The sequence below is a fragment of the Heliorestis acidaminivorans genome (genome assembly GCF_008933955.1).
GTDB lineage: Bacteria > Bacillota > Desulfitobacteriia > Heliobacteriales > Heliobacteriaceae > Heliorestis > Heliorestis acidaminivorans.
This window is the reverse complement of record NZ_WBXO01000001.1, coordinates 455598-468631: the sequence shown is the minus strand read 5'-3', so window position 1 is coordinate 468631 and position 13034 is coordinate 455598. Positions and strand designations below refer to the sequence as shown.

General features: G+C 41.5%; 12 protein-coding genes. All 12 read left to right on the top strand.

All coding sequences use genetic code 11. From position 1 onward, the window contains the following. The first annotated feature begins 13 nt into the window (after window positions 1-13). Entirely contained in the window at window positions 14-1135 is a 1122-nt protein-coding gene (gene murG, locus F9B85_RS02270; RefSeq protein WP_151618049.1) for an undecaprenyldiphospho-muramoylpentapeptide beta-N-acetylglucosaminyltransferase, read from the top strand. 169 nt (window positions 1136-1304) lie between these two features. Beyond that, complete coding sequence (murC, locus tag F9B85_RS02265) at window positions 1305-2699, top strand: UDP-N-acetylmuramate--L-alanine ligase (RefSeq protein WP_243138036.1); 1395 nt, start codon at window positions 1305-1307, stop codon at window positions 2697-2699. 10 nt (window positions 2700-2709) lie between these two features. Then, window positions 2710-3642 carry a UDP-N-acetylmuramate dehydrogenase gene (gene murB / locus F9B85_RS02260; RefSeq protein ID WP_151618047.1) on the top strand — a complete coding sequence of 311 codons (933 nt, stop codon included), beginning with the start codon at window positions 2710-2712 and terminating at the stop codon, window positions 3640-3642. Continuing rightward, window positions 3643-4929, top strand: coding sequence for a UDP-N-acetylglucosamine 1-carboxyvinyltransferase (gene murA / locus F9B85_RS02255; RefSeq protein ID WP_151618045.1), 1287 nt, complete (start codon window positions 3643-3645; stop codon window positions 4927-4929). A gap of 142 nt (window positions 4930-5071) precedes the next feature. After that, complete coding sequence (locus tag F9B85_RS02250; protein ID WP_151618043.1) at window positions 5072-5857, top strand: cell division protein FtsQ/DivIB; 786 nt, start codon at window positions 5072-5074, stop codon at window positions 5855-5857. 94 nt (window positions 5858-5951) lie between these two features. Beyond that, window positions 5952-7112 (top strand): cell division protein FtsZ, encoded by a 1161-nt coding sequence (ftsZ, locus tag F9B85_RS02245; protein ID WP_151618041.1) that lies wholly within the window; start codon window positions 5952-5954, stop codon window positions 7110-7112. Window positions 7113-7250: 138 nt separating this feature from the next. Then, window positions 7251-8105: a sigma-E processing peptidase SpoIIGA gene (locus F9B85_RS02240; protein WP_151618039.1), complete on the top strand. Its 855-nt coding sequence runs from the start codon at window positions 7251-7253 to the stop codon at window positions 8103-8105. A gap of 65 nt (window positions 8106-8170) precedes the next feature. Further along, window positions 8171-8878 carry an RNA polymerase sporulation sigma factor SigE gene (gene sigE / locus F9B85_RS02235; RefSeq protein WP_151618399.1) on the top strand — a complete coding sequence of 236 codons (708 nt, stop codon included), beginning with the start codon at window positions 8171-8173 and terminating at the stop codon, window positions 8876-8878. 92 nt (window positions 8879-8970) lie between these two features. Beyond that, window positions 8971-9744, top strand: coding sequence for an RNA polymerase sporulation sigma factor SigG (gene sigG, locus F9B85_RS02230; RefSeq protein WP_151618037.1), 774 nt, complete (start codon window positions 8971-8973; stop codon window positions 9742-9744). Window positions 9745-9880: 136 nt separating this feature from the next. Beyond that, entirely contained in the window at window positions 9881-10147 is a 267-nt protein-coding gene (locus tag F9B85_RS02225; protein ID WP_151618035.1) for a YlmC/YmxH family sporulation protein, read from the top strand. Window positions 10148-10297: 150 nt separating this feature from the next. Beyond that, window positions 10298-10756 (top strand): transcriptional regulator NrdR, encoded by a 459-nt coding sequence (gene nrdR / locus F9B85_RS02220; RefSeq protein WP_151618033.1) that lies wholly within the window; start codon window positions 10298-10300, stop codon window positions 10754-10756. A gap of 118 nt (window positions 10757-10874) precedes the next feature. Further along, window positions 10875-13010: an anaerobic ribonucleoside triphosphate reductase gene (locus tag F9B85_RS02215; protein WP_151618031.1), complete on the top strand. Its 2136-nt coding sequence runs from the start codon at window positions 10875-10877 to the stop codon at window positions 13008-13010. The last annotated feature ends 24 nt before the right edge of the window (window positions 13011-13034 follow it).

Below are 13034 nucleotides of genomic sequence, written 5' to 3'. Positions count from 1 at the left end.
GTAGTTTTTTACGATGAAGATAAGAAAAAAACAAGTTTTTGTCGTAACAGGTGGAGGAACAGGTGGCCATATCTACCCGGCTTTGGCTATTGCCAAAGGTTTACAAAAGCGCTTTGCGGAGGCAGAAGTTCATTATATAGGCAGTCATCGCGGCCTAGAGAAGGATATTGTCCCACGTGAAGGCTTGCCTTTTCTTACTGTCCATTGTCGTGGACTAGAACGAAAAGTAAGCTTACAAGCACTATTGTCTTTGGGAGAAATGACCCTAGGCATAGCGGAATCTTTGAATCACTTGCGCAAAATAAAACCACAAGTTCTTATTGGAACAGGTGGATTTGTGGCTTTGCCAGTAGTCATGGCGGCTACCTTATTAGGTATACCAACAGTAATTCATGAGCAAAATGCTTATCCTGGAATTACTAACCGTATTCTAGCGCCTCGAGTCAACAAAGTATTGTTGACTTTTGCGGAAGCAGAGAAAAGACTTAAAAGCCGACAGTCTCTATTAACAGGTCTACCAGTAAGGCCTCAGATCTTAAGTGCAACAAAAGCAGAAGGTAGAAAGTTTTTTGATTTACCAGAAGATGCTCTTGTCTTATTAGTCGTAGGTGGAAGCAGAGGAGCACAACGTTTAAATGAAGCAATGCCTGCAGTTACTAAAGCTTGGACTAATCATAAACAGTGTCATATTATTCATGTTACAGGGCAAAGCAATTATGAGTTAACTTTGGAAAGATATCGCCAAGCTGGCATAGAACCGGATAAAGCTAGAAACCTTACTGTAGTTAGTTATTTAGATCGTATGGATCTAGCTCTGGTTGTTTCCGACTTATGTGTAGGTCGCGCTGGCGCTGCTTTTATCTCAGAACTTACCGTTTGTGGTTTACCTTCTCTCTTGATACCTTATCCCTATGCGGCAGAAAATCACCAAGAAGCGAATGCTCGCAGTTTGGAGCTTGTAGGAGCGGCAGAGCTAATCTTAGATAAAGATCTTAATGGAGAGGTTTTGAATAGCAAAATCAAAAATCTCTTCGACAATCCTGAGAAAAGGACAGCTATGGCCAAAGCAGCAAAAGAAATTGGTCAGCCCCATGCTTTAGAGAGAATTTTAGATGAAATTGAAAAAATACTATAAAAAATATATGTGAGCTAGAGCCTTTCTGGCATTTTTTTATCTTATTAAATAGACAAGCCTAGGAGCAGTATTAACTCTTCTGCATACTATGTAGCAGTTTCAGCCGGGTAGGTCTATAGAGAAAAAAATATACCAGGGGCTTTCCCGGGAAAGGAGCTGAACCTATAAAGTGATATTGAAGGAAGGAACATGGGTTCATTTTATTGGCATTGGCGGAACAGGTATGAGCGGTTTGGCCAGGGTATTGCTCCAATTAGGATACAAAGTAAGTGGTTCTGACCTAGCCAATACAGCAGTTACACAAAGATTAGTTCAAGAAGGAGCTAAAGTTTTCAAAGGCCATAAGGCGCAGAATCTTGATCAGGCTGTAGAGCTTGTTGTGGTGTCGACGGCTGTAAAAAATGATAACCCTGAGGTTATAGAAGCAAGAGAACGGGAAATCAAAATTATCCACAGAGCTGACTTATTAGCAGAATTAATGACTATGAAAAAAGGGATCGCCATAGCAGGCTCTCATGGGAAGACCACAACAAGTGCCATGTTAGGTCTTGTCTTAGAGCAAGCAAACTTCGATCCTGCTGTCATTGTAGGTGGAGAAATACGAGAATTTCAAGGCAATGCTAAATGGGGTCAAGGTGAATACCTAGCCGCTGAAGCCGATGAAAGCGATGCTTCTTTTCTGAAACTAAAGCCATGGTTGGCCGTGATAACGAATATTGAAGATGATCATCTTGATCATTATCATTCTGTAGATGCGATCATTGAAAGCTTTTACGAATTCGTGAACAATGTCTCATTAGAAGGAGCTGTTATTCTCTGCTTAGATGATCCAACTTTACAAGAGATGGCTAAAAAAATTAGCCATCGCAAAGTTATCACCTATGCTATCCATAATGATTCTGACTATAAAATTGTCAATCCATCAATGACATCTGCAGGTTCACAAGGGGAAGTCTTCTATCAAGGTCAGCGACTTGGCACCATGAAACTTTCCATACCTGGTCTCCATAATCTTAGTAATGCACTTTCTGTATTTGTAGTATGTCATCAAATTGGCATGGATGTCGAAAAAATACTGAAAGGTTTAGCAAACTATAATGGTGTCGGGCGGAGATTCCAACGTATGGGACTTGTTCGTGCCATAGAAGTCGTTGATGATTATGCTCACCATCCTACAGAAGTAAAAGCAACTCTTGCTGCGGCCAAACAAATTAATCCCAAGCGAGTGATTGCTGTTTTTCAACCTCATCGTTATAGTCGTACACAAGCGCAGTATCAAGAGTTCGGCAAAGCTTTTGGTGATGCCGATCTCATTATTATGAATGAAATTTACCCTGCAGGAGAAAAAGCCATACCCGGTGTTTCAGCAGAACTAATAATCAAAGCTATGCCAGAAGAGATGCAGGAAAAAGTTTATTATGCCGCTGATTTAGAAGCAGCACTGCAAGAGCTCTTGAAAATGGCAAAACCGGGAGACTTAATCTTGACGATGGGGGCAGGTAATATTTGGAATGTTGGTTTGGATTTTTTGAACCGATTGACCGGAAAAGCTTCTGTCCGGTAGGAGGAAAACTATGACAACACATGAGGGTCTGGAAAGAGCTTATCAGCAGATTCAAAATTCTTTTCGAGGCCCCTGGAGAGTCAATGAATCCATGGCTCTTCATACTACTTGGCGAATCGGTGGTCCTGCTGATGTTCTAGCCATACCAGAAGATGATGACGATCTAGCATATCTGATTAAGCAATGTCATCACTATGATGTGCCTTGGACAGTTATTGGGGCCGGTTCTAATGTGCTCGTTTCTGATCTGGGTATTGAAGGTATTGTAATCAAGTTAAGTAAGTTTTGTCATAAAGAATGGCAAAATCATCAATTGATTGTCGGTGCAGGCCTTTCCTTGCCTTATTTGTCTCGTTATAGTGCCAAAAAAGGTTTTAAAGGATTAGAGTTTGCTGTTGCTATTCCAGCTTCACTTGGCGGCTCTGTTGTTATGAACGCAGGAGCTCATGGTCAGTCCATGGATCTGGTAGTTGCTTGGATAGATGGTATTGATGAGCAAGGTCATTCCATTCATTATGATAAGGCTGAATTAGATTTTTCTTATCGATACTCACGTCTTCAAAAGGAAAAGGTTCTTGTCACCAGGATTGCTTTAGACTTACAGCCTTATTCTATAGAAGCGCTGACAGCTACAATGGAAGAAGTACTTCAGAAAAGAAAAGCAACACAGCCTTTGCAATGGCCAAATGCAGGAAGTATTTTTCTTAATCCCCCAGGACAATCAGCAGGGCGACTGATTGAATCAGCGGGTATGAAAGGCTTTACTGTAGGTGGCGCACAAGTATCTACTGTTCATGCTAACTTTATTATTAATCAAGGCCATGCCAAAGCTGAAGACGTATTAAAGATCATGGAAGAGATTCGCCAACGTGTGAAGACAACCTGCGGGATAGAACTAGAATCGGAAGTTCGTGTCATCGGGAGAACCGGGGAGGCAGGTTGAATGTCAGGGGAACGGAGAATCAGTATAAAAGGGGGTCATCCTTTAGAAGGAACTGTAAGAATAAGTGGAGCCAAAAATGCTGTACTCCCCATTTTGGCGGCTTCGTTGATGTCTACAGGACCTTGCAGGATCAAAGATGTCCCTAATTTAACAGATGTTCGGGTGATGATTGAGGTCTTATCTAATCTTGGTGTAAAGGTTGGATGGGAAAAGGGAACGCTTATTGTCGATGCCAAAGAAGCGAGAACTGATGAAGTTTCAGCAGACCTTATGCGACGTATGCGTGCCTCTAATCTAGTATTAGGACCTTTATTAAGTCGCTTTCACAGAGTAAGACTTTCTCACCCAGGTGGTTGTTCCATCGGAAGTAGACCTATGGATCTTCATCTCAAAGGATTGCACAAAATGGGTGCCCGATTTGTGGAGCGCTTTGGCTATTTTGAAGTAGAAGCTGAGAGATTAAAAGGTGCCGATATACATCTTGATTTTCCTAGTGTAGGCGCTACAGAAAACTTAATTATGGCAGCGTGTTTAGCGAAAGGGACTACGGTAATCCGCAATTCCGCTAAAGAGCCTGAAATAATTGATCTTCAAAACTTCTTGAATGCTTTAGGAGCTAAAGTTCGCGGTGCTGGTCTTGATGTTATTCGAATTGAAGGAGTTTCTGAGCTTGGAGGCGGTTGTCACCATGTAATACCCGATCGCATAGAGGCAGGTACTTTTATGGTGGCCGCGGCAATTACTGAAGGTGACGTGAAGATTACCAATGTCATTCCGGAACACTTAGAGCCTGTTACAGCCAAACTTAGAGAGACTGGTGTTATAGTACAAGAAGAAAATGATGCTATCCGTGTAATAGGAACGAAGGAGAGAAAGGGTATTGACTTAAAAACGATGCCCTATCCAGGCTTCCCTACAGATATGCAACCTCAAATGATGGCTCTATTAGCAGTAAGTGAAGGAACAAGTGTAATTTCTGAGACAATTTTCGAAAACCGTTTCAAACATGTCGATGAATTACGTAGAATGGGAGCTAATATTAGACTTGAAGGCCGAGTAGCGATCATCAAAGGTGTTGATTCATTAAGCGGTGCCTTTGTAGAAGCAACTGATCTTAGGGCTGGTTCAGCATTGATCTTGGCTGGATTATGCGCCGAAAATGGTACAGTAGTAGAAAAAATTCATCATATTGAGAGAGGCTACGAGAACCTAGTTGACAAACTAGTTGCCTTGGGAGCATCTGTACAACTAGATGATACCTATGTAGATGATGTTTATGGGGAGTAAGTCCCGGTATCTTTTTTTACCGGGGCTTATTTTCTCCTTCTTAGGCCTAGAGACCTCTTGGATAGTGATGAATAGTCTGTTATAATAATTGATACATGGTAGTTTTTGCCACTATGTATAGTGTGGATAAGGAGGCTGTATCATGGTTCGGAGACGTGCCAATGTTCTCGCCTTCTTTTTTCTCTCTCTTCTCGTGCTCTCAATTTATTATTTTATGCATTCTCCTTACTTTGCCGTATCTAAAATTACGGTAACAGGTCTCACTTTACTAGAAGAAGAGGATTTGATTCGTCTCTCTGGGATTCGTAATGGTGAGAATTTGTGGCGTCTCAATAGTAATCGCGTCAGAGAACAACTTACATTTCATCCTCAGGTCAAAGATGTTGAGGTACTGCGTTCTTGGCCATCTGAAGTACAACTAAAAGTTGAGGAACGAAAACCAACTGCTGTGCTTGTAGAAGGTTCTTACTTTATACTTCTGGATCAAGAAGCTACATACTTACGCTCCCTTCAGTCTCTACAAGGTTTTCCATTACCTGTAATTACAGGAGTTGAGGTACCGGCCCAAGTTGGACCAGGACAAACCATTCATAGTAAAGCCTTAAAGCAAGCCTTAGATCTTTGCTATCAATTAGATTCTGCTTTACTTTTGCGAATTGGTGAAGTCCATGTAGGTGTGGAGAGTCGAATTGTGCTATATACATCGGAGGGGATTGAAATACGCTTTGGTGTAGTAGAACGTATCTCTGAAAAAGAAGCATTGCTAAAAGAGATTCTCAATGAACTTGCTATGAGTGGTGAGTTGAAGAAAGTGCGTTACATTGATCTTTCTTCTCCTAAGGCACCGGCAATCAAACCAAAAGATGGTGTTGCCTTACAGGGAATAAAAAGCATGGGTGTGACCATTGGCGAGGGTATTTATGACTAAAAAAAGTTCCAATAAAAGAGGAAATTTCATCTTTTTAGCGAAGAATTAGGGATCATAATGGCTATTCATTGCCAGCCTAAAGGAGGTACTCCCCTTGTTTGAACTGGATGTTGATCTGAATCCACTTGCAGTGATTCGGGTTGTTGGTGTAGGCGGAGGCGGGAACAACGCCGTTAATAGAATGATTACTCATGGCGTTAGAGGTGTGCAGTTTTTATCTTGTAATACTGATGCCCAGGCTTTACAGCTTTCTAGAGCAGAAATAAAAATGCAAGTTGGTACAAAACTTACTAAAGGCTTAGGTGCAGGTGCCAACCCTGAGATCGGCAAAAAAGCGGCTGAAGAAAGTCGCGAAGATTTGTACAATGCTCTTAAAGGAGCTGATATGGTTTTTGTAACAGCTGGTATGGGTGGCGGTACTGGTACAGGAGCGGCACCTGTCGTTGCTGAAGTAGCCAAAGAATTAGGTGCACTAACTGTTGGTGTAGTAACACGTCCCTTTACTTTTGAAGGACGCAAAAGAGCCATGCAAGCTGAAAAGGGAATTCAGGATCTAAGAGCAGCTGTTGATACTTTGATAGTCATTCCTAATGATCGCCTTCTTCAAGTGGTGGACAAGCATACGCCCATGAATGAAGCTTTTCGTCTTGCTGATGATATTCTGCGTCAAGGTGTGCAAGGTATATCGGATCTTATTGCTGTACCAGGATTAATCAACCTTGACTTTGCTGACGTTAAGACGATTATGACCGATACAGGTTCGGCTCTAATGGGTGTGGGAACGTCTACAGGTGAAAACAGGGCTGTAGAAGCTGTTAAGAAAGCTATCTCAAGTCCTTTGCTAGAGACTTCTATCGATGGTGCTAGAGGCGTATTGATGAATATTACTGGTGGCGTTAATCTAGGTATGTTAGAAGTAAATGAAGCGGCTGAAATTGTAACTGAAGTAGCTGATCCAGAAGCAAATATTATTTTTGGTGCTGTTATTGATGAGTCTATGGAAGATGAAGTACGTGTAACAGTGATTGCTACAGGCTTTGATCAAGCCTTAGAGAAGCCTATTGTTCGTCAGACTAGCGCTACTTCTTCTAGAGAAAAAGTACTGATTCAAGGTCATCGTTATGCTTCTCAAGAAACAGCGGCAGTAACGGAAGAAAAAAGTCCTCCTCAGCCATCATATCCACCGATGGAGGCCAAAAAAGTTCTAAAAGACGATATTGATATTCCTGTTTTTTTGCGTAAGTATCGGAGCTAATTAAAGTAGCATAAAAAATAACCTTGCAAGGCCTTTGCAAGGTTATTTTTTATTATATGGCCTTTAACGCAAATTGTGACAGATTTTGTAAAAACTGTCGGGTATAATGTTCTTGTATTGAAATAACGGTGGTGTTCAGTGGGAGTGTATGAGAGGGTAATTATTTATTGGGATGTACTGTGGTTACTTAACTTTATCATGGATTTTTTATTGCTGTCTATTACGGCTACTATCTTACGCTGGCCTCATCAATTTGTAAGGGTAACCATCTCTGCAGTAGCAGGGGCTTCTTTTACTCTTTTACTGCTCTGGGTGGAGATGACTCCTTTTATTGTTTGGCTTTACAAAATAGCCCTAGCCCTGCTTATGGTTCGCATTGCCTTTCCCTTAAAAAGCTTGAAAGAGCTTTGGCGAGGTTCCCTAATTTTTTATTTATGTGCCTGGGTTGCTGGAGGAATTCTCTACTCTTTTGCTCCCTCAGCGACTTGGTATTCGGGAATCTTATTCTGGCTATTATCTCTGTTCGCCTTGTTGATTGCACTAGGCCTACTAACTTTTTGGCGTAACCAAGGGCAGAAGCAAGCCTGGCAAGCGCAATTATTTGTAACCATGCCTGCAGGAGAAGTGAAAGTTCCTGCTTTGGTAGACAGTGGCAATCGTCTTTCTTGTCCATTGACAGGTAATCCAGTCATCATCGTAGAGTACAAGGCTCTAGCTCATTTACTGCCACCTGCATGGATTGAAGGAACCTTTGAGACAGCGGCTACAGAGGCAACAGAACTGGCTGAAGAGTCACTACGACCACGTTATATCCCTTATACAGCTATGGGCACCTCTCAAGGACTCCTATTGGGCTTTCGACCCACCAAAGCTGAATTAATCAGAGAAGATGAAGTCATTCAATGTTGCAATGCAATTGTAGCATTAAGTCATCAACGGCTCGATCCAGCAGGCCAATATGAGGCCCTCGTCCCTACTGCCTGGGATAGTTAAATGTCGATTCTATTGAAAAGGAGGTATGTTTGTTGATGGAGAAGCCTCTCTTGGCTTTTAAGCATATGGGGCGAACTCTTGAATCGAGCTTCATGAAACTACTTCGCAAATTCGATCTTGTATCTGAAGTCCATTATATCGGTTCTAGTGAAACTTTGCCTCCACCACTAACGAATGATGAAGAAAGTCATCTCTTAATTCAACTAGAGCAAGGTGACTTCACAGTTAAATCCATTTTAATTGAGAGGAACTTACGTCTTGTAGTCTATATTGCTCGTAAATTCGAAAACACAGGCGTAGGTACTGAAGATCTGGTGTCAATCGGTACTATTGGACTTATAAAAGCAGTTAATACTTTTGATCCTCTAAAAAAAATCAAGCTAGCTACATACGCCTCACGATGTATCGAAAATGAGATTCTCATGTACCTACGTAGGAACAACAAGACACGATCGGAAGTATCTTTTGATGAACCCCTTAACATTGATTGGGATGGAAATGAACTCTTGCTCTCTGATGTACTAGGAACAGAAAATGATATTATTTACAAGTCTATTGAAGAAGAAGTAGACCGCAAACTATTACACGCCGCTATGAGTAAACTTACTTCACGAGAAAGAAAAATTGTTGAGTTACGTTTTGGTCTTCGCGACAGTCGTGAAAAAACACAAAAAGAAGTTGCCGATTTACTAGGGATTTCTCAGTCTTATATCTCTCGTCTAGAAAAAAGAATCATTAAGCGTCTACGTAAAGAAATTCATCGTATGGAATAATTTCTTTTTCCTTGCTCTCCGACAGTATAAGCCAGTGCTGGCAAGCTCATACTACTGTATATGATCAATCGTCACTGTCGGGAGGGTTGCCCATGATGGTCAACAAGGTGGAAATCTGCGGCGTTAACACTTCAAAATTGCAGGTGCTTACGAACGCAGAAATGCGTACCTTGTTTCAGGCCATGCAGTCAGGAGATTATTCTGCAAGGGAGAAGCTGATCGGTGGCAACTTACGGTTAGTACTCAGTGTAATACAACGCTTTACTAACCGTGGGGAGTATGTTGATGACCTTTTTCAAGTAGGTTGCATTGGTCTGATGAAAGCTATTGACAACTTTGATCTAGGTCAAAATGTAAAATTCTCCACTTATGCTGTGCCTATGATTATTGGTGAGATTCGGCGGTATCTCCGAGATAACAATCCCATTCGCGTCAGTCGATCTTTACGCGATATTGCTTACAAAGCCTTGCAGATTCGTGATCAGCTCGTTAATCAGCTTTCTCGTGAGCCATCGGTTACTGAGATTGCGGAAGCCCTTGGCTTTGCTCGAGAAGAAGTGGTCTTTGCTCTCGATGCAATTCAAGAACCTATATCTTTATTTGAGCCCATCTACCACGATGGTGGCGATCCCATTTTTGTAATGGATCAGATAGGTGATGAGAAAAACCAAGACGGTCAATGGCTGGAAGGCATTGCTGTGCGGGAAGCACTGCGCAAGCTAAACGATCGGGAAAAATTGATTTTAACGTTGCGTTTTTTTGAAGGAAAGACGCAGATGGAAGTAGCTGATGAAATCGGAATCTCGCAAGCGCAAGTATCAAGATTGGAAAAAGCGGCCTTAGGTCATATGCGTAAGCACCTTTAGTATCAGCAGAAAAAGTATTTTTTACGATAGCACTCTAGGAAGTGCTACTTTTTTTTCCTATTAGTCACAAAAAGAAGCCTCTGTTCATAGTATATAGCATTGAAATGGTTGTTCTATAGCAGGAGGTGATATATCTATGATCAAGATTTCCGATCTGCGTATGCGTGACATAGTTAACGTGGCCGATGGACGTCGTTTAGGGATGATTAAAGATATTGATATCGATCCTGAAGTGGGCAAGGTAAAAGCTTTGGTTCTACCAGCACAAGGCCGTTTTATGGGTTTTTTCAGTAGGGGAGAAGATATCATTGTTCCTTGGGACAAAATAAAAAAAATCGGCGTTGATGTAATTTTGGTAGAACTAAACCATCTGGGCGAGCCTTTTCAACAAGATGTTAGCTAAATAAGAGCCTTTAATCGAAGGACGCAGAAGACTTTGATTAAAGGCTCTTATTATGGGTAATTCATGGAAATATGTACCTTGACGTATCAAGATATAGGGAGATATAATAAGCTACGTACTAGATATAGTAAGAGAAGCAGGTGTTGTCCTATGAATTGTTTATACTGTGGCCATTCTGAAACGAAGGTTATCGATACCCGTACCGTTGAAGATGGACGAGCTATTCGACGTCGCAGAGACTGCGTTGAATGTAATAGACGATATACAACACTAGAAAAAGTAGAAGAAACACCGCTACTGGTGCGCAAAAAAGATGGTTCCTTAGAAATTTTTGATCGTGAAAAACTTTCTAGAGGACTGCTCAAAGCATGTGAGAAAAGGCCAGTAGCTATGGAAGAAATAGAAGCACTTGTCTTTTCTATTGAGCGTGATCTACGTAACCAATATAGCAGAGAAGTGACGGCACAGCAGATTGGTGAAATGGTTATGGAGAAGTTGCGTTATGTTGATGAAGTAGCTTATGTACGATTTGCTTCTGTCTATCGTCAATTCAAAGATATCAATCGATTTCTGGAAGAATTAGAGAACCTGCTTCCAAAGCAAAAGTAGTTAGGTAAATTTAAAAAGCATTGTTATAAGTAGCTAATAGCTTTTTATAGTGGTATTAAGCAATGTAGCAACAGTGCCAATTGTGAAAAGTGGGTAACCACTTAGAGGAGGAATGGAAATGTTTATCCAGATCCGCAAAAGAGATGGTAGAGTCGTTGATTTTCAAGAGTCTAAGATTACTGATGCCATTTTCAAAGCGGCTAAAGCTGTTGGTGGCGAAGATCGCCATATGGCTATGGAATTAACTTTACTTGTCTTACGGACATTAAAAGAAAAATATAATGGCCATATCTTTTCTGTTGAAGATGTACAGGATATGGTTGAAAAGGTGCTAATTGAGGAAGGACACGCTCGTACTGCTAAAGCATACATAATCTACCGTAACCAACGCACTAAGATTCGCGATGCTCGCTCTGATTTAATGGATGCTGTTCAAGAGATTCTAAAAGAAACAAGTCGGGAAAATGCCAATGTTTCTAACAGTCCTTCAGCTAAGGTTTTGCAGATCTCTGAAGTTGCTTCCGTTAATTATTATTTAAACAGAGTAATACCAGAAGATGAAGCGGCGGCTCATCGCAATGGCGATATTTACATTCACGATCTGGCCTGGTATGGGAAAACTATGACTTGTCTACAAATTCCCTTGGGCAGACTGTTAAAGAATGGCTTTGATAATGGCCATGGCCACATTCGATCTCCCAAAAGCATTAAGACGGCGGCAGCCTTAGCGGCCATTATTCTTCAATCTAACCAAAACGACATGCACGGTGGTCAGTCTTATGCTTGCTTTGACACCGATTTAGCTCCTTATGTAAAGGCCGAGTATAAGCGTCAAGAAGCAGATCTGAAGAAAGATTTTGCAACTCTGGACATGGAAATACCTTCTGAGAAGCTAGAACAATTAGTTCGTCAGCGTGTAGAAGCAGAGACTTATCAAGCTATGGAAGGTTTTATCTACAACTTGAACACTATGCACAGCCGAGCTGGTGCGCAAGTTCCATTCTCTTCCATCAACTTTGGGACAGATACGTCCTGGGAAGGTCGCTTGATTACTCGCACTTTCTTGAAAGCTTACGAGCGTGGCTTAGGGAAAGGGGAAGCGCCCATATTCCCAAACGTATGCTTCAAAATTCGTCAAGGCATTAACTATGAGCCCTCTGATCCTAATTACGATCTTTTTCAGCTCTCTATGGAAGTAGCTTGCAAACGCTTATTCCCTAACTTTGCTTTTCAAGATGCTTCTTTTAACAAACCTTTTAGTGAGCAAGGTGAAGAAGTCGCTTATATGGGCTGTCGTACTAGAGTAATAGGTAATGTAGTAGGTCCTGAAGTGACAGATGGTCGAGGAAACCTCTCCTTTACTAGTATCAACTTACCTCGTCTCGGGCTTCGAGCTGAAGGCGATCTAGATCGTTTCTGGTCTTTGCTCGATGAAACTATTGATGTAGTCGTCAAACAGCTAATTACACGTTATGAAGTACAAAGCAACTTAAAAGTGCGGGATTTTCCTTTTCTCATGGGTCAGCGCCTCTATATTGATAGTGAGAAGTTAGGGGTTCATGATAGGATCGAAGAAGCTATACGTCATGGTACCTTATCAATGGGCTTTATTGGTCTGGCAGAGTGCCTCATAGCTCTAGTTGGGCAACATCATGGTGAATCATCAGCGGCACAGGATCTAGGATTAAAAATTGTTGCCCATATGCGTGCTCGACTAGATGAGGAAACGGAGAAGCGAAAACTAAACTTCAGCTTACTAGCTACACCAGCAGAAGGCTTGTCTGGAAAGTTTACAGCTAAAGACCGTCAGGTTTTCGGTCTGTTGGAAAGAATTACTGATCGAGATTGGTACACCAATTCATTCCATATTCCTGTCGATTATACACTTAGCGCTTTCGAAAAAATTGCTATCGAAGGACCATACCATAAGTATTGCAATGCCGGTCATATCTCTTATGTAGAATTACCTTCTGCACCTCAGCATAACTTGCAAGCTTTTGAGAGTATTGTAAAAGCTATGTACGATGCTGATATGGGTTATGCCGCTATCAACTTTCCTGTAGATATTTGTAAGCGCTGTGGGTACAATGGTGTTATTCCTCGCAGTTGCTATAAATGCGGTAATGATGAGATTACACGGGTCCGTAGAATTACTGGATACCTTTCTACGCTAGATAATTTTAATGATGCCAAAAAACAAGAAGAAGCAAACCGAACTATTCATTACAAACTGCCCTCAGGTTGTTGTCCATAATTGTTAGTAAAGAGACCTGGACTC

Bases quoted from the DNA above. Each gene is read 5' to 3' on its own strand.
- murG (WP_151618049.1), top strand. From the start codon at position 14: ATGAAGATAAGAAAAAAACAAGTTTTTGTCGTAACAGGTGGAGGAACA.
- murB (WP_151618047.1), top strand. From the start codon at position 2,710: ATGACAACACATGAGGGTCTGGAAAGAGCTTATCAGCAGATTCAAAAT.
- murA (WP_151618045.1), top strand. From the start codon at position 3,643: ATGTCAGGGGAACGGAGAATCAGTATAAAAGGGGGTCATCCTTTAGAA.
- F9B85_RS02250 (WP_151618043.1), top strand. From the start codon at position 5,072: ATGGTTCGGAGACGTGCCAATGTTCTCGCCTTCTTTTTTCTCTCTCTT.
- sigE (WP_151618399.1), top strand. From the start codon at position 8,171: ATGGGGCGAACTCTTGAATCGAGCTTCATGAAACTACTTCGCAAATTC.
- sigG (WP_151618037.1), top strand. From the start codon at position 8,971: ATGATGGTCAACAAGGTGGAAATCTGCGGCGTTAACACTTCAAAATTG.
- F9B85_RS02225 (WP_151618035.1), top strand. From the start codon at position 9,881: ATGATCAAGATTTCCGATCTGCGTATGCGTGACATAGTTAACGTGGCC.
- nrdR (WP_151618033.1), top strand. From the start codon at position 10,298: ATGAATTGTTTATACTGTGGCCATTCTGAAACGAAGGTTATCGATACC.
- F9B85_RS02215 (WP_151618031.1), top strand. From the start codon at position 10,875: ATGTTTATCCAGATCCGCAAAAGAGATGGTAGAGTCGTTGATTTTCAA.